A 21,411-nucleotide genomic window follows, 5' to 3' on the forward strand; every position below is an offset into this window, starting at 1 on the left:
GCACATAGTTTTGTCGCATAAGGATATGTGAAAATAATTATGGCGAAGCATAAGAGAAGATGGTGGTATGGCCCACCGAAGACTGTTGTCGGAAACTGGCTTCAAACCACTTCAAGTTGCGAACTTTAAGAGTGTTCGTGATGAGCGTTTAAGAAACGGATATATTAAAGTAACCAGGTGAGGAATGAGAAGACGAGTTATCGAACCCATGATGACGCATCGTTATCCAAAGACTCAACATCAAAAGCTAGTAGCGTCTAAGACTAGTGATAAATTTACAAGTTGCTCCGAAGGCTGTGTAAGTGGTGTCCGGTGTAAAGTGGGCGTGATCTCATTTCAGGCTTTTCTTAGGAACTGTGGGAACCAGTCGTTAGAATGTTAAGGGAGAAATACAAATCATCAAAATGATAAGTATGAGAGTACCAATGTCTAGCACTGGGACGGAAGAACTCATAGTAGTGAAGAAGCGTTTGTAATGAATGTGGAGCAAAGGAGTCGTGTTAAACAGTATTCAAATAATATCCAACTGTGTTGTAATCAGGAGGAGATATTGTGACGAATACACATCGGTTTATGATTGATAAATGGCAGGTTGTTCAAGCCTATCAATTAGTGAAAGCAAATAAAGGCACAGCAGGCATTGATAAACAAACAATGTTGTCTTTTGAAAAAGACTTAAAGAATAACCTTTACAAAATTTGGAATCGAATGTCGTCTGGTAGTTACTTTCCACCGGCAGTAAAAGTAGTTGCGATACCTAAGAAATCAGGCGGATAAAGGATCCTCTGTATACCGACGACTCAAGACCGTATAGCCAAATAGTAGTTAAATTATCTTTTGAGCCATTGGTTGTACCAACATTTCTTAATGATTCGTATGGTTATAGGCCAAACAAATCTACCATTGATGCGATACGGATAACAAGACAACCTTGTTGGTATCAAAAGTGGGTTTTAGAATTTGATATAAAAGGTTATTTGACAATATTTCACATGAACTTCTCATGAAGGCTGTTCGTAAACATACGCAATGTAAATGGTTGCTGTTGTATATAGAGCGTTGTTTAAAGACACCAATGGGTAAGGAAAATGGGGAGAAAATTGAGCGAACATAGGGGACACCACAAGGTGGTGCTATCAGCCCTGTATTAGCAAATTTATTCTTGCATTATGTCTTTGATAAATGAATGCAGAAAAACCATTCAAACGTGAAATGGTGCCGATATTCAGATAATGGGCTTGTGCACTGTAATAGTGAAGATGAAGCATCAACAGATGCTAAGTCAGTTATAAGAAAGATTTGAAGTTTGTGGGCTTGAATTGTATCCAACGAAAACTAAAATTGTATATTGCAAAGATGGTTCTCGAAAAGAAAAGCATGAGCATATAAGTTTTGACTTTTTAGGGTATACATTCCGATCTCGACTTTGTTGTAATCGAGTCAGAGATAGTATCTTTGTCAGTTATACACCCGCAGTGAGCAGATGTGCTCAAAAAGGGATGGGCATGGAAGAGAAGAAACTCGGCACCACATGGTAATACATGATTTAAGCGTGTTGGGAGACATTCTATTTGAATGACCTAAGCTTAAAAGCATTGGTTATTCAATTTCTTTTAGAAAAGAATGCAAGAAAGAGGAAACCTGCTCATTTCGCTTTTATATTTCATCTGCAAAGTTAAGTGCTGAAAAGTTTGCTTATGCAGCAAGAGCACATTGGAGTATAGAAGTTGAGCAGTACTGGAAATTGGAAACGGCATTTAATGAAGATGCTTGTCGAATTAGGCGATAAAATTCGGATGAAGACCTTGCTATGGTAAGGTACACAGCCATTAATTTACTCAAGAACGAAAAGACTTTCAAAGCAAGTCTGAAAAGAAAGCTTAAAACAGCTAATGGAAATACAAGTTATGTCGACAAAGTCTTTATAGGGCGCGGCCCTAAATGTAGACAATTGAAATGCGCGTTCAATACAGAATTCCGAGAGAGAGTTTTATTTGTTTCTTAGGTGTTTTAACAACTTTGCAACTCATGCGGGAACTCTGGGTTGACACTTTACGGAGAAAATAATTGATTACTAGAATAATATTTATTTTTATTATTAATATTAATTTCATATTATTAATACCAAAGCTATCTGGTATACCTGTTGATTTTACTAAAGAAAGGCTGTTCCTATTTTTTGCTATATTTATTTTATATGTTTTCGGCCTTAAAGATATTAAAAAATATCAGTACGTACAAAGTTTTTTTTTAATAAATTTAGTTGTTTTTTTTTACGCTTTAATAAATGTATATTTGTATAAGTCATCAAGTGCCACATATTTAGAAATTTTCAACTTATTGTTTATGATCGTCATTTACGGTTTGATTAAAGAAATAAATATTAATGAATTAGATTTTATAACTAAAATTCAATGTTTCTTTTTATTGTTATATGCCACTTGTTTTGCTTATCTCAAGCTTTATGTGGGAATGAGTAATGGTTTATTTGTTAATACAATTTATTATCAAATATCGTTAATACCATTTATATTGCTGTTATCTAAAAGATATATGTATATATCTCTTTTCTTACTGGTATTTATTGGTTTTAATGGTTTGATCTCGGGAAAAAGAACTGTAATTATTTTGTCATTAATATCTATCTTTTTCTTAATTGTTAAAAATTTAAATTTAAATTTAAAATTAAATTTAAAAAATGTTTTAAGTTTTTTACTTCCTATTGCTTTGATCATCCCATTTTTTTTAACATTCGATTTTTCCTCCACATCAAGTAGTCGTATAACTAACTTGGATTTAGCTGACGATGCAAGATTCCATTTACTGTTTAGTTACATAAATAAGGCATATTATTTTAATTTCTTTGATACGTTTTTTGGGCATGGAATTATAAATAGTTCAAAAGATATTTTATTGACCAATCAAGTCCATAATGATTTTTTTGAAATTCATTATAGACTAGGGTTGTTTGGCATTGTATTGTATTTGACTTTGCTGATAGCTATTTATAGAGCTGGTATATTAGTTATAAATGATGGATTTAATCTATCTGTTTTTAAATTTTCTTTTATCCTTTTCGTTATGCTATCATGGAGTAGTATGTTATTATTCATACCTTCATACTATAATGTTTTCGTTATTTTTTGGTTTTCGATTATATTTAGTCACCGAAACATAAGAGCTGTAAATGTATAAAATCATTAATAAAATTATATACCTGCTTTCATTAAAACCTGATGATCTGCTATCCACTTTGTATTATCAATTTAATAAAATTTTTAATAAAGATTTTAGGGACTTCATAAATAAAAAAATATGTAGAAATGAAAATGATGTTTTAAAACAAGCTTATATTCTCAAAAATAAAGGAATCGATAATCTCCATTTCCTAAGAATTATTTCGGTAACTGTAAATGATTACGATGACGATGTGTTATCAAATTATTTTTCTGTTCGATATTTTGAAAAAAAAATATGTGAACTAACTTGTTTTCTAGGTTACGTAGAAAATCATATTATAGATAATGGTTTAATGGAAAAAGGAACATTTGATCTAAGTTACAAATCAGTTATTGGTAATGAAAATTTGGGCTCTATTTTATTGAATTGTGATGGGAAATCTTATTTTGGAAAGATTTCTCTTAATAATCAAAATAAAAAAGAAGTAGCTTTTTATAAAAGTGTAAAAGCTATTGGAAGTAGTTATATTGTCAATGTTTTATTCAGTTTGAATTTAGAGAAATATGATGTAAATATAATGTTTTTTGATAGCTTACCGAAGAATGGTTTCTTAAATAAAGGTGAAGTACCCAAGGTATTAGAATTATATAATAATATTGAGTCTGAATTGTTATCTACAGATATCATAATTAATGCTGGTGAATTTTATAAAAAGCCTTATTCATACGGAGTGAGATATAAGTTTTTTAGTAAGATGATAGTTGAAGAGTTGAAGACAGTATTAAGTGTTGATGATTATCTTTATATTAATCATATTTTTATAGAGAACAAATTATACAAATCAATTGAGGATAAACACTTTGATTTTGTTCATAATGATTTTCATTGGAAAAATTTAAACATTAATTCTGACTCTATAAAGGTTTTTGATTTCAATTCATACTGTACCGGATTGAAAACATGGGATTTAGCAACATATTTTAGTACGTGTAATTATAGTTTCGATGAGACAATAGAATTCATTAAGGAAAACCTTGATTTATTGAATGATTTTAATACAAAAAATCATTTGTCTGTTAATTATTTTGTATTGTTTTATGTGTTCTTAATAAAACTTAGATTTAATAATAATGTTTTAAGTTACCAAGAATCTAATATAGAACCATCAATAGCTTTTCTAAAGTGGTATAATAAAAATGTTAATTGTTAAACGTGTATTAAAAAAAATTGATTCTAAATTCTCTTATGGTATCGATAAAGATTCTTTTGAAGATTTCTATAAGTACTTAGATCTTAATAATATAGATTATGTTGTTCTTAGATGGTTTGACGCTTATCCCTATATATCCATTGATGAAGATGTTGACATTTTAGTTTCTGATGAAAGTTATAAACGTTTAAAAAAAATGTGTAAAAGAGGTAGGCCAAAATTATTGTCTTTCATTAAATTTGATATTTATTCAGTTACAAATATGGACAAATATATTTCATATTACCCACCCCATTTAGCAAATAAAATTTTACAGAGTAAAGTTAGGCACTCTTCTGGTTTTATGGTTCCAAATGATTATTATCATTTTTTATCATTGTGTTATCATGCCTTGTTTCACAAAGGGAAGAATTCAGGCCTTTCTTCTTCCTTCCATGAAACTCACTCATCAAAACATAATTTTAAAAATTATCTTTTTAAATTGTCTCAATTAAATGATCTCAATTATACTTATGATGATTTTACAATTGAAGGTATTCATTCTATTCTCAAAGAACATAAGTTTACGCCCCCTGTTGATGTTTATTTCCGCCGAGTACCCAAAAATGAAATTTTGAGTCATTTTTTACCTGAAATGTTAAATACTTCTGATTATCATAACTCCGGTTTAACTGTTTTCATTTTAAGAGAAGTTATAAATAATGATTATTATAAAAATAAATTACTTAAATTATTTTCTAAATATAATCTGAGCGTTAAATCTTCACATCTTCTCGATTATAATACGTCATTAGAATTTTATAATATCAGCCGTGGTGGTGATTGGGGGTGTTTAAGCTTGAATAGTAATTGGGGGGGGTATCCTGCATATGTTTATGTTGTTAAAGATGATACTATGAATTCAAGTATTGCGGAGTCCTACCCAGTTGGTCATGTTTGCTACGATAATGTTAAGCTAATAAAAGCAGAGTTTAGGGATTTTGTTAATATTCAGGTGAGAAAATCCTTACGTTGCCATGTATTACATACAAGTGATAATGGTATTGAAGCTTCACAATACATAAAGTTGTTAAATATTTAATGAGATCATTTGGCCCAACTACTTATCTAATAATAATTGCTTTCATTACAAAGTTTATTGTTTTGTTTCGGGATATTATATTTGCGTCTGAATTTGGTTTTACGAAAGATACAGACGTGTATTTTTTTGCAACATCATTCTACATTTTAATTTCTATATTACTTATACAGTGTATAAACGCAACCATTGTTCCGGTTTTTTCAGATAAGAAAACAGGTAATATTGATGTTAAATTGTTTAATGCTGTATTTACTGCTTTAATTTTATTTTCGTCTTTTTCTGTCTTTGCGTATTACGTTACAACTTCACAGGTTAATATCTTTAATTATATAGTTCCAGGTTTTACTGCCGAGCAAATTTCACTAACATTGAAATTCCTTGATATTCTTTTCCCATCTTTAATATTGGTAGTTTGTGTTGCTCTTTTTCGTGGTTTTTTACAATCGCAGTCTAAATTTTTTGAAACTTCTATCTCAGAGATTTTCTTACCTGTTTTGTCAATATTGTTGATTTATTTTGTTGAGGATTTTGGTTTTATTATTCTTGTAATTCCTTTTGTGTTATCGCCACTTATACAATTGATCATTCAGTTTAATGTTATGAAGTCATTTTTCACTAAAATCAAATTGAATTTTGATTTTGATAATAAATTTAAAAACCTGATCCATTTAATGTTACCTTTAATCTTTGCGGGTGTATTTACAACTGTTTCCAAAGTATTTGATCAGTCGTTAGCTTCTACTCTAGATGCAGGGATTTTATCTTCATTAAATATGTCTATTAAGATAAATTTGTTAGTAATGTCCTTGTGTATCATTCCGATTATAACTGTACTTTTCCCAATGTTTTCGTCAATAAATGAAAACGTAGTATACAAAAATAATTTTCATACCAATGAAGAATATAATAATCTAATAATTGAGTCTTTTTATAAAATAATACTTTTGTCATTGCCCTTATCTATTTATGTATATTTTAATTCGCTTTACATTGTTGAACTTCTTTTTGGTTTTGGTAAGTTTAACTCCGATAATGTTTATATTACATCTGAGTGCGTTAAATACTTTTCTCTAGGATTGGTCTTATCAGCATTGCGTCTTTTGCTTATTAAGATATACTACTCTTTTAAAAATACTTATGTACCAACCGTATTTATAATCATATGTAGTTTAATAAATATCTTTTTTAATTACATGCTTGTTTCTAAATTTTCTTTTTATGGAATAATTTATTCCACTTTAATTGCCAACCTGTGTTTGTGTTTGTTTTTAATTGTGTTCTTTTTTGTTAAATCTAATTGTACGATTTTCACAAAGTTTTTCCTATACAGGCTGTTTTTAATTGTTGTTTTTGTATGTTTATCGTTTGTGTTTTTTAGCTTTTTGAATATGTTGTTGACAACAACCATGCTGTTTATACTTAGTTCGTTCATTTTAAGTGTTTATTTTTTACTATTATTATATTTTAATTTTTTCAGGCCATTATTATGTTTAAATCAAAAGTTTTATTAATAACTGGAGGTACAGGTTCTTCTGGGAGTGCTGTTCTAGATCGTTTTTTAGATACCGACATTGCTGAAATTCGCATATTTTCACGTGATGAACATCCCCACTTTTAAAGGGATTGATAACGTTATAATTTTCATGATTTCGCCCTAGTTTTTCCTATGATCTTATGCTTATCTTTAGGCTAAAGGTAATAAAATTAATGGGTTAACTTTAATGTCCCATAATTCAATCATCACTGATCATCGTCAAAACTGGAAAGTTGTTCACTTTTTACCTGATATATTGTTTCTTGCTATAACAGCAATAATTGCAGGTTGTGATGGATGGGAATTGGACACTGCATTTATTGAAGTAGACGAGAAAACTCGGATGAAAACCTTGCTATGGTAAGGCACACAGTCATTATTTTGCTCAATCACGAAACGACTTTTCAAGCGAGTATGAAAAGAAAGCTTAAAAAAGCCAATAGAAATACAAGTTATGCTGAGAAAGTCTTCATAGGGCGCGACCTTTCTTGATTTTTCCCTGAAGTGGCAAGCGACCGCCTAGAACAGGCGGGTGTTGAAACTAAAGGCGTTATTCTAAACGCAGTAGATAAAGACAGCATCTAGCTATTATACCTATGGCTACGACAATTATACGTATAAGAGCGAATAATTGTTGTTTAATATTAACTCCTAGATTAACTCCTAGATTAACTAAGGCTACTTAAATGACTGAAGTCGTTATTTCACATCCAGCCCAACAACATTCATATGCATTAGCTTGTGCGATGGAAGATATGAATGTAGAATATAAATACATAACTACTGTTTATAATAAGAAAGGTGGTATTACAAATATATTATCATCACTCATATTGAAAGGTGACAATAAAAAGAGAAGCTCATCTCGTTGTAACCCTAAAATAAAAGATATTAACGTTATACAGTACTGTGAAATTTTAGGCTTATTTCTATTGTTTTTGCAACGAGTAGATAAGAATCAACTAGTATGCAATGCTTTAAAGCGCTATATAAATAAAGTCTACGCAAAAAAACTTGCGAAATATTTAATAAGTAATAATATTAAAAAAGTTATTGTATTCGATCAATATTACTATTTCTTGATGAAAGAATTAAAGAAAAAAAATTATAATTTGGAAATTATACTAGATATGTCTGCACCCGCGTATTCCTTTATGATGAAAAAATATAAGGAAGACATAGATGAATTTAATGTTAACAGTACAGATAATTATTTGTCTTATATAGGTGATCAAGAAATAAAGAACAGTAATAAATATCTTGTAGCATCTAGTTTTACCAGTCAATCTTTAAAAAGTGTAGATGATAATATTGAAGATAATATGGTGTTTAAATGTGTTTATGGGATTGATAATGTACGTTCAGGTATTAAAGTAACTCAAGAAACTATCAATATTATTTTTATTGGTAGATTAACTAATCGTAAAGGTTTTCATATTTTTAATGAGTTAGCTAGTAATAATAAAAATGAAAATATCAATTTCATGGCATTAGGCGATATTGAATCCTGTTCCTTAAGTGAGGAAGAATTAAGTGAAAATATTGAACTACTAGGGCATAAGCCAAAAGATCAAGTAAATAAAATTTTAGATGTTTGCGATATACTAATAATGCCATCACTATCTGATGGGTTTGGGCTTGTAGTTTTAGAAGCTATGTCAAGAGGCCTCGTAATATTTTGTTCTAACTCTGTAGGAGCGGCTGAATTAGTAAAAAGTGATGTAAATGGATATCGCTTCTCAATTTCTGATTACACTAGTCTTACGTCACTAATAGACGTCATTGTTAGAGATTCAGAAAAAATGGATAAAATAAAAAGAAATAGTTTAAAGATGGCAAATGATTACACTTGGGAGTCATATTATCGATCGGTGATACGTGCGCTGTAGATTTAATTTATAGAAAATATTGTGTATTTCATATCTCTTATTGATATACCCGACTTCAGATAATAACTGCGAAACTCATGGGAAGCTGTAGAAGAGGGAGCCAACTGTCGAAGGTGGTACGCTCTTCTCGCCAAAGAACAAGCAGTACTATCATGAATTATCAGCAGTTGACTGAGGGGAGAATATATCAGATTTCTACCCTTTTGGAACGGGGAATTTCAGTATCATAAATTGCCAAAATAGTTAAATGCCATCGCTCAACCATTTATCGAGAATTGAAGCGAAGTGGTAAGAAAGACCGATCTTCCCGACAAGTCGCATCAACATTCAGTTGATTTACGGCGATAAGCCCGCAAGTATCGAAAACCAGTCGTGAATAGATTTTGTAGATTCACCCTATATTAGGGGGCGGTTAATCACAATTAATGCGATCCGTTGCAAAACTAAGATTGCGAAAAAAATAGTAGATAAAGGTGGTGACTACCTTTTAGAAGTAAAAGGAAATCAAGGTCGATTATTTACTAAATCAAATAGAATAAAATATTCAATGTTCATCATCTAGATTCAGTGTCAGAAAATATTTTCAGTCAAAGTAATAAAGGGTATGGAAGAGCCCTGCATCATATAGTAATCAGGGAAAGATCATGAAGAAGCCCTATTTAATAGGCTATTCAAATATTAGTGATAAGTAATTTCATAGGATTTAGAAATAAAAAAAGATCGGTTTGAGGATCTAATTTGGATGTGATCTTATACTTATACCAATAAGTTTTTGCTTACTTGTACTTGTTAAAATATCTCAATACGTCGTTGCACTCATTCCTAATAGGTCAGGAAATAGCATGAAATGTCCTAATATATAAGGGCTGTATTCACTTGATTTTTTTCAGTTTTTAGCAAATTAAGGATCGAGTTGTAGATCGTTTTCGCTGTGCTTAAATGAGTTTCTATTCAAGGATACTCGCATGACATCAGTAAATAATCCATTCAAACACTTTTCAGAAATAACAGACTATCGAAAAAAGAAAAAGTTCAGCACAAGCTTTCAGATATCATTCTTTTAACTATTTTTGCTTTAAATTCAGGTCAAGATGGCTGGAGTGGTATTGAAGATTTTTGCCATGCCTGAATTGACTTTCTTAAACGGTATGGCATATTTTCATTAGGTATTCCAGATGCATGCACAATAGCACGGGTTATGGGGTTAATAAGCCCTAAAGCACCACAAAGATGCTTTATTAGTTGGATGCAAAGTCAGGGCAAGATCGTGAACGTATTTTAACCAATTGAATAGATTGATTTGACGCTCAAAGCTACCTGTGATCTTATACTCCCTTTTGAAAGAGAGTACTCTTGCATATCGAGAGCTTCAAAGGCCATTTCCAACCAATCTCTGACCAACGCCAAAGTGCTAAAGTAACTTACACTCTCTTTGAGGTCTTATTCGGTTCCCTTCGCGCCGTTATTGCGGGCGCTAAAGGTTGGTTTGATATTAGAGAGTATATCTTAGGCCACCATCAATGGTTTAAAAGCAATGGCATGTTTGTAAACGATATTCCAGCTGATGACACTATTGCTCGTATTCTCTCGAGGATTGAACCAGAGCAATTCCAACAATGCTTTTTAGCCTGGATGCAATCGATTCATGCTCTGACAGAAGGTCAAGTGATCGCTATTGATGGGAAAACACTTCGTGGTTCGTATAACCGCGAAGACAGGTTAAGTACCATTCACATGATAAGTGCCTACGCTTCATTAAACAAACTCGTGCTTGGTCAGGTTAAAACGGCTCAGAAAGGCAATGAAATCACTGCTATTCCAGAACTGCTTAAGATGCTCGATTTACGCGGAGCTTTAGTCACAATTGACGCTATGGCTTGCCAGACAAAGATAGCTAAGACGATTGTAGCTCAAGGTGGTGACTATTTACTCGCGGTTAAAAACAATCAAGGCAAGTTGCGACAAGCCATTGAAAAATCCTTTAAACTACCACGCTTAGCCGTATTGGGTAAGATAGATTTTGAAAAAAGACATGGTCGAATTGAGTCTCGACAATGCACCGTGTTAAATGCGCAAGAGCTTGATGGCAACTTTACGCGGTGGAAGAACTTAAAAAGTATCATCATGATAGAAAGCTTTCGATACAAACAGGGTAAGTCCGTTGGACTTGAGTATCGTTACTACATCAGTTCAAAGGAATTGAGCGCTAAGCAGGCCGCGTCTGCAGTACGTGAACATTGGGGTATCGAGTCAATGCATTGGGTGCTCGATGTCAGTATGAATGAGGATGCTTGCCAGGTTTATAAAGATAACGGTGCAGAAAACTTAGCTTGTTTACGTCATATGGCGTTGAATATGTTGCGTTCAGAGCCAACCAAACTGAGTATTGTCGGTAAACAGAAGCGGTGTTTAATGAATCCAGTGATGGTTGAAAGCGTTTTAATTGCAGGCTTGAGTGCGGAGGTTGAAAAATAAGCACTCATGCGGTTGCCCCGGATGCAAAGTTGCCATACTTTAACCGAAGGTGAAGTTATTGCTATAGATGGCAAAACAGCGCGAGGCTCATATAATAAATCGAATGGTAAAGTTGCTATCCATATGGTTAACGCTTTCGCTACTCGTAATGGTATGAGCATTGGGCAGTTAAAAGTACATGTTCAAAATAATGAGATGAAAGCCATTCCAGAATTACTTGAACTCCTTGATGTGAAAGGATGTCTAATTTCCTACGTACAACAAGATCACAAATTTAATTGAAATAGTATAATTACACTCGTTATGCTAAAGAGGAGAGAGAATGAAAATCGGTTTATTAACGTATCATAGAGCGCACAATTATGGTGGAGTCTTGCAATGTTATGCTTTAACCAAAGCTATCAAGAAATTAGGCTATCAGGTAGAAGTAGTAGATTATCAATGTGAATTTTTTAAGGAGCAATACAAGGAGTATAGCTTATTTAATTTACCAAAAATTAAAATGCTATTATCAATATTGGTTTACAATGGTAATGTTAAATACAACGGCGTTAATTTTGAACGTTTTGTAGAGCAGTACTTACCGATAACTAGCGTAAGTTACTCTAAAGAAAGTATAAAAAGTATAGATGATGAATATGATATTTTACTCACAGGTAGTGACCAAGTATGGAGTCCATTTTGCTCTGCCTTTGATACAACATATTTCTTGGATTTTTCCAATCAAACAAAAAAATGCGCATATGCTGCAAGTTTTGGTGTTGATAGTATTGATACGAAATTTGACAAAGACTACACGGAATTGTTTAAAGATTTTTCAAATGTTAGTCTGCGAGAAGAGTCAGGTGCATCCATTTACAAGAGTTTCACTGGCAAAGAAGAACCTGTAGTTCTCGACCCTACATTACTTCTTGGTGAGCAGGATTGGCAAGAATTAATAGTGGATGAGTATAAAAATAGGAAATATGTATTAGTCTATATGATTGCAGAATCAAAAAATACACTTTCTATAGCAAAATCGATCGCTAAAGAGAAAGGACTTGAAGTAATTTATATATCTGACAGGTTATTCAAAAGAAATGGTGTAATAACCCTGTCTAAGGTTAAGGTCACTGATTGGATTTCTCTTTTTTATTACGCAGAATACATTGTCACAAATTCTTTTCATGGGATTGCATTTTCTATTGTTTTTAAGAAAGATTTTTATGTGCAGTTCTTGCCTGGAAGAGCGAAAACGAACACAAGGATATCAACTATATTAAATAAATTTGACTTAGGGAATCGGCTATTAAATTCCGACGTTTCCGATGTTTCCGATGTTTCTTTTACTTCAATTCAAAATTATAGTGAAGTTACTAAGGAATTGAATAATCTTAGGCTGGAATCTTTAAACGTACTATCTAAAACACTATTAAAATAAGATGTATTTAGGCTTCTGTTAAAGTATTAGTATTAAGTCATTTTTCCCTGCTTAAAAACTGGAGGTTCAGTTAGATGCTTAGTTAACCTGACCTCTCTCTTGGAAAAAGAACATAAATTTACAGTACTCACCTCTTTTTATGATTTAGATAAAAACAGGATATATCCAACTGTGTTGTAATCAGGAGGAGATATTGTGACGAATGTACATCGGTTTATTATTGATAAATGGCAGGTTGTTCACGCCTATCAATTAGTGAAAGCTAATAAAAGCACAGCAGGCATCGATAAACAAACAATGTTGGCTTTTGAAAAAGACTTAAAGAATAACCTTTACAAAATATGGAATCGAATGTCGACTGGTAGTTACTTTCCACCGGCAGTAAAAGCAGTTGCGATATCTAAGAAATCAGGCGGAGAAAGGAGCCTTGGTATATCGACGATTCAAGACCGTATAGTCCAAATGGTAACAAAATTATCTTTTGAGCATTTGTTGAACCAAAGTTTCTCAATGATTCGTATGGTTATAGGCCAAACAAATCTGCCATTGATGCGATACGGATAACAAGACAACGTTGTTGGTATAAAAATTGGGCTTTAGCATTTGATATAAAAGGTTTATTTGACAATATTTCACATGACCTTCTCATGAAGGCTGTTTGTAAACATACGCAATGTAAATGGTTGCTGTTGTATATAGATCGTTGGTTAAAAGCACCAATGGTTAAGGAAAATGGAGCGAACATAGGGGACACCACAAGGTGGTGCTATCAGCCCTGTGTTAGCAAATTTATTCTTGCATTTTATCTTTGATAAATGAATGCAGAAAAACCATTCAAACGTGAAATGCTGTCGATAATCAGATAATCAGATAATGGGCTTGTGCACTGATATAGTGAAGATGAAGCATCAACAGATGCTAAGTCAGTTAAAAGAAAGATTTGAAGTTTGTGGGCTTGAATTGCATCCAACGAAAACTAAAATTGTATATTGCAAAGATGGTTCTCGAAATGAAAAGCATGAGCATATAAGTTTTGACTTTTTAGGGTATACATTCCGACCTCGTCTTTGTCGTAATCGAGTCAGAGATAGTATCTTTGTCAGTTTTACACCCGCAGTGAGCAGAAGTGCTCAAAAAGGAATGATAAAAAAATTCAGAATGTTAGCTATCCGAAAACGAACTGATTTAAGTCTTGAAGAAATAGCTAAATGGGTTAACCCAATGATAAATGGTTGGATTAATTATTATGGTCATTTCTGTCGCTCGGAGTTTTACAAAGTCTTTCGTCAAATCAATAAAGCATTGATTTGGTGGGCAAGACATAAGTATAAGAAACTTCAACGACGCAAAACGAGAGCAGGTAAATGTATGGAAAATATTGCCGACACTCATAGTGACTTATTTGCCCATTGGAAAGTGAGAATGAAAGGGTCGATGGTAGGCCTTGTTTCCTAAATCGAATGAACCTTTTGCCGTTAGCGTGATCTGATCTCCCAAGGTAGTTATGAGAAAGCAGCAAGATGGGAAAGTCTAAACATAAAATAACCAATTGGTCTCAGTACAACAAAGCACTCGTCAATCGTGGCTCTCTGACGTTCTGGATTGATGAGCAAGCGATTAAGTCTAGGCGATGTACTGAACACCATGGTCGTCGTGGCCGAGGGTATATTTACTCCGATGTTGCTATTGAAACAGCACTGGTTGTTAAAGGCGTATTTAACTTGTCTCTGCGAGCACTAGAAGGCTTTACCAACTCTATATTCCAGCTTATGGATGTACCACTGACCTCCCCGAGTTACAGCTGTTTCAGTAAGCGAGCTAAGACTGTTGAAATCAAGTATCGGGCAAAGAGTCATGGTCCTGTGTCACATGTTGTTATTGATTCAACAGGTCTCAAAGTTTACGGTGAAGGTGAATGGAAAACCCGTAAGCACGGCAAAGAAAAGCGCGCACCTGGCGTAAGCTACACCTGGCAGTTGATAGTAATACGCATGAGATTGTGTCAGCTGAAGTCACTCTGGTTAACGTTGCCGATAATGAAGTGTTACCTACATTGCTCAACCCGTTGAGAAGACGTATCGCTCAAGCCTCAGCTGATGGTGCCTATGACACAAAGGCACCATCAGCTACTCAAACGAAAGGGTCGTAAGCCCACTATTCCACCTAGAAGTAATGCAGGGTATTGGGAGGAGGGGCACCCGAGAAATGAAGCCGTTAAAGCGCTCAAAGCTAATCAATTAGCCGAATGGAAACAGGATAATGATTACCACGTAAGGTCGCTCTCTGAGACAGCGATGTATCGATATAAGCAGTTGATTAGTCCTAAACTTAGCCTTCGAGATTACAACGCTCAGGTAGGCGAAGCTTTAGCGGGCGTAAAAGCGATGAACAAAGTCATAGGGCTAGGTATGCCAATTAGGAAACAAGTTGCCTAGCTAGGTAGAATCCTTGGGGTAGCTGCGTCTAGGGCTCTGATTTGATCAACAACGCCTCGATGGTATACTCTCCTCGGTATGAACGAAGATAAGTGCAGGATCCGACGTAGTGAAAGTGGAGAAAATTTAGCGCTAGTGAGGCATATTGGTTTAAACTTAATCAATACCGATAAACCCTTCACAGCAGGATTAAAAAGAAAACAAATAAAGGCTGACAGAAATAATGAATACCTCTCACGGAGCCTTACAGGATGCGAGGCTTCGTATACTAGCCCTGTATTGAGCTATCAAGATTTATGGTAACAAAAAACACCCAAGGTTGGTTTTATCAATTTGTGGTTTCAGTGCGCAAAGTGTGATGCCAACGCTTGATAAAACATTGTTAAAAGCTAATGATTTTTTTAACGTATAATTAAAGAGCGAACCCGACAAGAGATAAGGGCTATTAAAATGTTCAGATCCAATTATCTCTTAATGTCTAACCTATAAATAGATATTATAAATAGATATGTCAATAAAAAACACACCAACAGTAATAGTTAATGCAACCGCAATGAAACATGGTGGAGCTTTAACCGTTTTACACCAGTTTTTAAAATCCGCTAATAATGACGGCAGTGATTTTCTGATTTTTATAGACCACTCTCATAATTTTGATGAACTATATACAAATTTGAAGTTTTTCAAAGTGAATACCAGAACTTTTTTATCCAGAATTTTATGGGATTACTTTGGTTTTAAAAGACATCTTAAAAAATATGAAATAATCCCTAATGTGATTATTTCATTGCAAAATACAACTGTCAGACATAATCATCAATGTCCTCAAGTAGTATATTTGCATCAACCTCTTCCTTTTAGCTCTAAACGCTGGAATATATTTAAAAAAGATGAGCGTTTATTGTTTTTTTATAAATATTTTTATTCATACTTCATATTTATACATTTTAATAAACATAAAGATCATTTTATCGTTCAGTCCGATTGGCTAAAAAACAAACTTATTAAAAGTTATGCTATGTCAAGTGATTTCATTCATGTTTCAACTCCAATAGTAAGCTTAGGCTGTGATAGTGAAAGACTAAATGTTGAGAAAATAGATTCTGATATTTTTCAATTTGTATTTCCAGCGTCACCAATTATTTATAAAAACCATATGGAAATTGTAAATGCTATTGTTTTCTTAAAGAAATCAAACAAACTTAATAAAGATTTTAAGATTATTTTTACTATAAATGAATCTGACTTGCCAAACCTATATCACAAATTAGTTAACGAAAATCTGTTGGGTTACTTTGAATTCAAAGGGCATTTAAGTAAAGGCGAATTAAATAATCTGTATGGTAATTCAAATGCGTTGTTATTTCCGAGTTATATTGAAACATTTGGGTTGCCTCTTATTGAAGCTGCAAGTTTTGGTTTACAGATTATTGTGTCTGATGAACCTTATTCAAGAGAAGTTATTGGTGATTATAAAGGTGCAAGTTTTATTCACAAAAATTCACCTGAACAGTGGGGAAAACAAATTGATAAATTGATTAACGAGATTGAAAGTGAAAGATACAATTTTAAATTTTCTCAAAAAGGAAATGGAATGGATGATGTAATAAATTTACTGATAAAGGTAGGAACGTAGATGTTCTATAATAAGATTTTATTAATAACTGGTGGTACTGGTTCATTCGGCAATGCTGTTCTTAATCGTTTTCTAGAAACGGACATTAAAGAAATTCGTATTTTCTCGCGAGATGAAAAGAAGCAAGAAGATATGCGTATAAAGTATAAAAATTCAAAGTTAAAGTTTTATATTGGTGATGTTCGTGATGCACAAAGTATCTCAACAGCAATGCGTGGTGTAGATTATGTATTTCATGCTGCGGCATTAAAGCAAGTACCTTCTTGCGAGTTTTATCCGTTAGAAGCAGTCAAAACAAATGTGTTAGGCACCGAGAACGTTTTAGAATCTGCAATCTTCCACAAGGTCAGGCGTGTTGTTTGTTTAAGCACAGATAAAGCAGTTTACCCAATTAATGCAATGGGTATTTCAAAAGCTTTGATGGAAAAAGTGATTGTTGCTAAAAGTCGTAATTTAGAGGGGACTAACACTGTTATTTCTTGTACTCGTTACGGTAATGTTATGGCATCTCGTGGTTCGGTCATTCCTTTATTTATACGTCAAATAATTGAGGATATTCCAATTACGTTGACCGATCCATCAATGACTCGTTTTATGATGACTTTAGATGACGCTGTTGATCTAGTACTGCATGCTTTTGAACATGGTACTAATGGTGATGTTTTTGTACAAAAAGCACCAGCAGCTACAATCGAAGTGGTGACACAAGCTATCCTTGAGATGGTCGGTAAACCGGAACATAAAGTGAATATAATTGGAACCCGTCATGGTGAAAAATTATTTGAAGCATTATGTAGTCGTGAAGAGATGTTTGTTGCTCAGGACCAAGGTGATTATTATCGTATTCCAGCTGATAATCGCGATTTAAATTATGCGCAGTATACCGAAGAAGGTGATAAAGATTTATCTGCCATTGAAGATTATAATTCGCATAATACAGAGCGTCTAAATGTTGAAGGCATGAAAGCTCTGTTACGCCAGCTTGATTTTATGTGTGAAATCGAAGCTGGGAATCTATTTATCCCCGAAGGTGTATAAATGAATATATTGGTGACGGGAGCTGCAGGTTTTATTGGTAAGAATTTATGTGTATTTTTACAAGAAGCGGGCTTTAAAAACATTAATAAAATTACACTTGATGATAATGAAACAAGTGTTGCACAAAAAGTTAAGTCAGCCGACTTTATATATCACCTTGCAGGTACTAATCGTCCTAAAAATGATGATGAGTTTAAGAAAGGTAATACTGATTTAACACAAAACATCATAGATATACTCATTGAAAGTGGTCTTAAAACACCTATTTTACTAACATCATCAATTCAAGCTGAGCTTGAAAATCCTTATGGTGCTAGTAAGGCTGGTGCAGAACAAGCATTAGAAAATTATCAGCAACAAACAGGGGCTACTGCTTATATTTATCGTTTGCCTAATGTTTTTGGTAAATGGTGCCGTCCGAATTACAATTCAGCAGTTGCTACTTTTTGTTATAACACTATCAATGAATTGCCAATTACTATTAATAATCCTGATGCTACTCTTAGTTTAGTTTATATCGATGATGTTTGTCATTCTTTTATCAGTTTGTTAACAACGCCCGAACAAAATGAACAATACAGTAGTGTTGCACCTGTTTACCAAACAACGGTAGGTGAAGTCGTTTCATTACTTGCTGAGTTTAAAGAAAGCCGTAAAAGTATGATTTCAGCTAAAGTGGGTGAAGGTTTGATCCGCTCACTTTATTCAACTTATGTTAGTTACCTAGCACCAGAGCAATTTTCATACTCCGTTACTCGTCATAGTGACGATCGCGGTACTTTTGTCGAGATGTTAAAAACCAAAGACTCGGGTCAGTTCTCTTTTTTTACCGCACACCCTGGGATAACTCGTGGAGGTCACTATCATCATACCAAGACCGAAAAGTTTTTAGTGATAAATGGCAAAGCTTCATTTAAATTTAGACATATCAGTACTGGTGAGTCTTACGAGTTAATTGTTGACGGTGTGGAATCTCGTATTGTAGAAACAGCCCCAGGTTGGTCACATGATATAACTAATATTGGTGAAAATGAATTGGTTGTTATGTTGTGGGCAAATGAAATATTTGATCGTGATAAGCCTGATACAGTTAACTTTAAGGTTTAAGAATGAAAAAATTAAAAGTAATGTCAGTAGTTGGTACTCGTCCAGAAATTATTCGTCTTTCACGTGTGCTTGCTAAGCTAGATGAACACTGTGAGCACATAATCGTTCATACTGGTCAAAATTATGATTTTGAACTCAATGAAGTATTTTTTAATGACTTAGGCGTTAGAAAACCTGATCATTTTCTTAATGCTGCGGGTAAAAATGCCGCTGAAACAATTGGACAGGTGATTATTAAAGTTGATCAAGCATTAGAAGAAATCCAACCCGAAGCGATGTTAGTGCTAGGTGATACTAATTCTTGTTTATCTGCTATTTCTGCAAAGCGTCGTAAAGTACCTATTTTTCACATGGAAGCTGGAAATCGTTGTTTTGACCAACGTGTACCAGAAGAGACTAACCGACGCATAGTTGATCATACTGCAGATATTAATTTAACCTATAGTTCAATTGCCCGTGACTACCTACTGGCTGAAGGTTTGCCGGCAGATCGAGTCATTAAAACGGGCAGCCCAATGTTTGAGGTGCTAAATTATTATATGCCTCAGATTGATGCATCAGATGTGATTAAGCGTTTAGGATTAGAACAAGGTAAGTTTTTCGTAGTCAGTGCTCACCGTGAAGAAAATATAGATAGTCCGTCTCAGTTAGCAAAGCTTGCTGAAACACTAAACACAGTGGCAGCGCAATACAACATGCCAGTCATTGTTTCTACTCATCCTCGAACACGTAATCGTATTGAAGAGCAAGGTATTGAGTTTCATAAAAATATCCAATTACTGAAACCTTTAGGTTTTCACGATTATAATCACCTGCAAAAAAATGCCAAGGCAGTGCTTTCTGATAGCGGTACGATTAATGAGGAGTCATCTATTATGAACTTCCCAGCGCTAAATCTACGCGAAGCACATGAACGTCCAGAAGGTATGGAAGAAGCATCAGTTATGATGGTGGGTCTTGAGTCGGTTAGAGTTATGCAAGCGTTGCAAATATTAGAATCTCAATCAGTAGGAAAAGAACGCCTGTTGCGAGCTGTCTACGATTATAGTATGCCTAATGTATCTGATAAGATTGTTCGCATAATTCATTCTTATACTGATTATGTTAATCGTGTTGTTTGGAAAAAGTATTAAATAAATTTAATTCAACATATTTATTCTATTGAGGTTAATGTGAAAATTATTATTATTAGTCAATGGTTTGATCCTGAACCAACGTTAAAAGGACTTATATTTGCTAGAGCATTAGTCAAGAATGGTCATGAAGTTCAAGTTATTACTGGATTCCCTAATTATCCAGGGGGGATAGTTTATGATGGGTATAAGATTAAATTCTATCAAAAAGAAATTATCGATGGGGTTGTCATTCACCGAGTGCCTTTATATCCTAGCCATGATAGTTCTGCTTTGAAACGCGTTTTTAACTATATGTCTTTTTCATTCAGTTCTTTATTATGTGGTATTTTTAAAGCAAAAAAGGCTGATGTTATATATGTTTACCATCCGCCAATTACTTCAGGCTTAGTTGCATTATGTGTTGGGAAAATACGTAGAATACCTGTAGTGATAGATATTCAAGACCTTTGGCCTGACACACTCAAAGCAACTGGGATGGTAAATAGCGAAAAGTTGATTTCTATAGTTTCTGTTTTTTGTGGTTTTATTTACAAGTATGTACAAGATATAGTGGTTCTTTCACCAGGTTTTAAAGAAAAACTATTATCCAGAGGTGTTAGTAAGGAAAAAATAAGTGTTATTTACAATTGGGCTGATGAGTCTTCTTTTTTGAATCCTTCTGTTAAGACATCGGTTCTGCCTTCAAAAGGCTTTAATGTTTTATTCGCAGGGAATATAGGGCGAGCACAAGGTATAGTTAGTATTATAGATGCTGCTTTGTTATTAGAGAAAAACAATAAGAATGTAAATATAGTGTTTGTTGGTGGTGGTGTTTTATTGGATACGGCTAAAGATTATGTAACTAAGCTAAATGTTAAGAATGTTTTTTTTATACCTAGAGTATCAATGCAAGAAGTTAGTGGCATAATTAATTCCGCTGATGCTTTGTTAGTTCACTTGATTAAAAATGAATTGTTCAACATTACAATCCCATCTAAAACCCAATCGTATTTGTTAGCTGGAAAGCCTATTATAATGGCTGTTGAAGGTGATGCTAAAGATCTTGTTGAAGTAAGCAAAAGTGGCTTCTTTGCAAGTCCAGAAGATTCCATTTCTTTGTATGATAGTTTTGTTAATGTTTCTGAATTACCCAAAGAAAAGTTAGATTTAATGGGAACTAATGGGAAATTTTTTTATTTTGAAAATTTGTCCCAAAGTGTTGGCGTGTCAAAATTTGAGGATGTTTTTTTAAAGGCTATAGAAAATTTTAACAAATAATTATTAGGATGTT

General features: G+C 33.5%; 18 protein-coding genes and 5 pseudogenes. All 23 read left to right on the plus strand.

Translation table 11 applies throughout. From position 1 onward, the window contains the following. The first annotated feature begins 552 nt into the window (after window positions 1-552). Window positions 553-777, plus strand: coding sequence for a hypothetical protein (locus JK628_RS08180; RefSeq protein ID WP_202289020.1), 225 nt, complete (start codon window positions 553-555; stop codon window positions 775-777). A 1,290-nt stretch (window positions 778-2,067) separates the two neighbouring features. Further along, a complete protein-coding gene (locus JK628_RS08185; RefSeq protein ID WP_202289021.1) occupies window positions 2,068-3,195 on the plus strand; it encodes a hypothetical protein in 1,128 nt (375 codons plus the stop codon). Beyond that, window positions 3,188-4,390: a hypothetical protein gene (locus JK628_RS08190; protein ID WP_202289022.1), complete on the plus strand. Its 1,203-nt coding sequence runs from the start codon at window positions 3,188-3,190 to the stop codon at window positions 4,388-4,390. The genes JK628_RS08185 and JK628_RS08190 overlap by 8 nt, the downstream gene beginning before the upstream one ends. Continuing rightward, entirely contained in the window at window positions 4,377-5,471 is a 1,095-nt protein-coding gene (locus tag JK628_RS08195; RefSeq protein WP_202289023.1) for a hypothetical protein, read from the plus strand. Before JK628_RS08190 ends, JK628_RS08195 begins: the two co-directional genes overlap by 14 nt. Next, window positions 5,471-6,982 carry a lipid II flippase MurJ gene (locus JK628_RS23555; protein WP_443019993.1) on the plus strand — a complete coding sequence of 504 codons (1,512 nt, stop codon included), beginning with the start codon at window positions 5,471-5,473 and terminating at the stop codon, window positions 6,980-6,982. The genes JK628_RS08195 and JK628_RS23555 overlap by 1 nt, the downstream gene beginning before the upstream one ends. Continuing rightward, the gene (locus JK628_RS08205) at window positions 6,958-7,089 is read left to right on the plus strand and encodes a polysaccharide biosynthesis protein (protein WP_272931650.1); all 132 of its coding nucleotides are present in this window, start codon (window positions 6,958-6,960) and stop codon (window positions 7,087-7,089) included. The genes JK628_RS23555 and JK628_RS08205 overlap by 25 nt, the downstream gene beginning before the upstream one ends. Before the next feature lie 103 nt (window positions 7,090-7,192). Beyond that, entirely contained in the window at window positions 7,193-7,369 is a 177-nt protein-coding gene (locus JK628_RS08210) for a transposase family protein (RefSeq protein ID WP_202289025.1), read from the plus strand. A 322-nt stretch (window positions 7,370-7,691) separates the two neighbouring features. Then, window positions 7,692-8,894 carry a glycosyltransferase family 4 protein gene (locus JK628_RS08215; RefSeq protein WP_202289026.1) on the plus strand — a complete coding sequence of 401 codons (1,203 nt, stop codon included), beginning with the start codon at window positions 7,692-7,694 and terminating at the stop codon, window positions 8,892-8,894. A 400-nt stretch (window positions 8,895-9,294) separates the two neighbouring features. Beyond that, window positions 9,295-9,411 (plus strand): annotated as a pseudogene (locus tag JK628_RS23285) (ISAs1 family transposase); the annotation flags it as partial. 448 nt (window positions 9,412-9,859) lie between these two features. Beyond that, window positions 9,860-10,146 (plus strand): annotated as a pseudogene (locus JK628_RS23290) (transposase family protein); the annotation flags it as partial. A gap of 101 nt (window positions 10,147-10,247) precedes the next feature. Next, complete coding sequence (locus JK628_RS08220; protein WP_202289027.1) at window positions 10,248-11,369, plus strand: ISAs1 family transposase; 1,122 nt, start codon at window positions 10,248-10,250, stop codon at window positions 11,367-11,369. A 21-nt stretch (window positions 11,370-11,390) separates the two neighbouring features. Then, window positions 11,391-11,621 (plus strand): annotated as a pseudogene (locus tag JK628_RS08225) (ISAs1 family transposase); the annotation flags it as partial. 70 nt (window positions 11,622-11,691) lie between these two features. Continuing rightward, window positions 11,692-12,789, plus strand: coding sequence for a polysaccharide pyruvyl transferase family protein (locus tag JK628_RS08230; RefSeq protein WP_202289028.1), 1,098 nt, complete (start codon window positions 11,692-11,694; stop codon window positions 12,787-12,789). Window positions 12,790-12,984: 195 nt separating this feature from the next. Continuing rightward, window positions 12,985-13,353 (plus strand): hypothetical protein, encoded by a 369-nt coding sequence (locus JK628_RS08235; RefSeq protein ID WP_202289029.1) that lies wholly within the window; start codon window positions 12,985-12,987, stop codon window positions 13,351-13,353. After that, on the plus strand, window positions 13,344-13,601 hold the full coding sequence (locus JK628_RS23560) for a hypothetical protein (protein WP_443020009.1): 258 nt from the start codon (window positions 13,344-13,346) through the stop codon (window positions 13,599-13,601). The genes JK628_RS08235 and JK628_RS23560 overlap by 10 nt, the downstream gene beginning before the upstream one ends. 103 nt (window positions 13,602-13,704) lie before the next feature. Further along, complete coding sequence (locus JK628_RS08245; protein ID WP_202289030.1) at window positions 13,705-14,244, plus strand: group II intron maturase-specific domain-containing protein; 540 nt, start codon at window positions 13,705-13,707, stop codon at window positions 14,242-14,244. Window positions 14,245-14,309: 65 nt separating this feature from the next. Further along, window positions 14,310-15,224 (plus strand): annotated as a pseudogene (locus tag JK628_RS08250) (IS5 family transposase). 60 nt (window positions 15,225-15,284) lie between these two features. Next, window positions 15,285-15,527 (plus strand): annotated as a pseudogene (locus JK628_RS23295) (hypothetical protein); the annotation flags it as partial. A 205-nt stretch (window positions 15,528-15,732) separates the two neighbouring features. After that, complete coding sequence (locus tag JK628_RS08255) at window positions 15,733-16,860, plus strand: glycosyltransferase (protein ID WP_202289031.1); 1,128 nt, start codon at window positions 15,733-15,735, stop codon at window positions 16,858-16,860. After that, window positions 16,861-17,898 (plus strand): polysaccharide biosynthesis protein, encoded by a 1,038-nt coding sequence (locus tag JK628_RS08260; protein WP_202289032.1) that lies wholly within the window; start codon window positions 16,861-16,863, stop codon window positions 17,896-17,898. Next, window positions 17,899-19,005, plus strand: a complete 1,107-nt coding sequence (wbjC, locus tag JK628_RS08265) for a UDP-2-acetamido-2,6-beta-L-arabino-hexul-4-ose reductase (RefSeq protein WP_202289033.1) — start codon at window positions 17,899-17,901, stop codon at window positions 19,003-19,005. Between the two features lie 2 nt (window positions 19,006-19,007). Beyond that, window positions 19,008-20,138 carry a non-hydrolyzing UDP-N-acetylglucosamine 2-epimerase gene (gene wecB / locus JK628_RS08270; RefSeq protein ID WP_202289034.1) on the plus strand — a complete coding sequence of 377 codons (1,131 nt, stop codon included), beginning with the start codon at window positions 19,008-19,010 and terminating at the stop codon, window positions 20,136-20,138. Between the two features lie 39 nt (window positions 20,139-20,177). Beyond that, window positions 20,178-21,398, plus strand: coding sequence for a glycosyltransferase family 4 protein (locus JK628_RS08275; RefSeq protein ID WP_202289035.1), 1,221 nt, complete (start codon window positions 20,178-20,180; stop codon window positions 21,396-21,398). Window positions 21,399-21,411: the final 13 nt, after the last annotated feature.

Source organism: Shewanella sp. KX20019 (assembly GCF_016757755.1).
Lineage (GTDB): Bacteria > Pseudomonadota > Gammaproteobacteria > Enterobacterales > Shewanellaceae > Shewanella.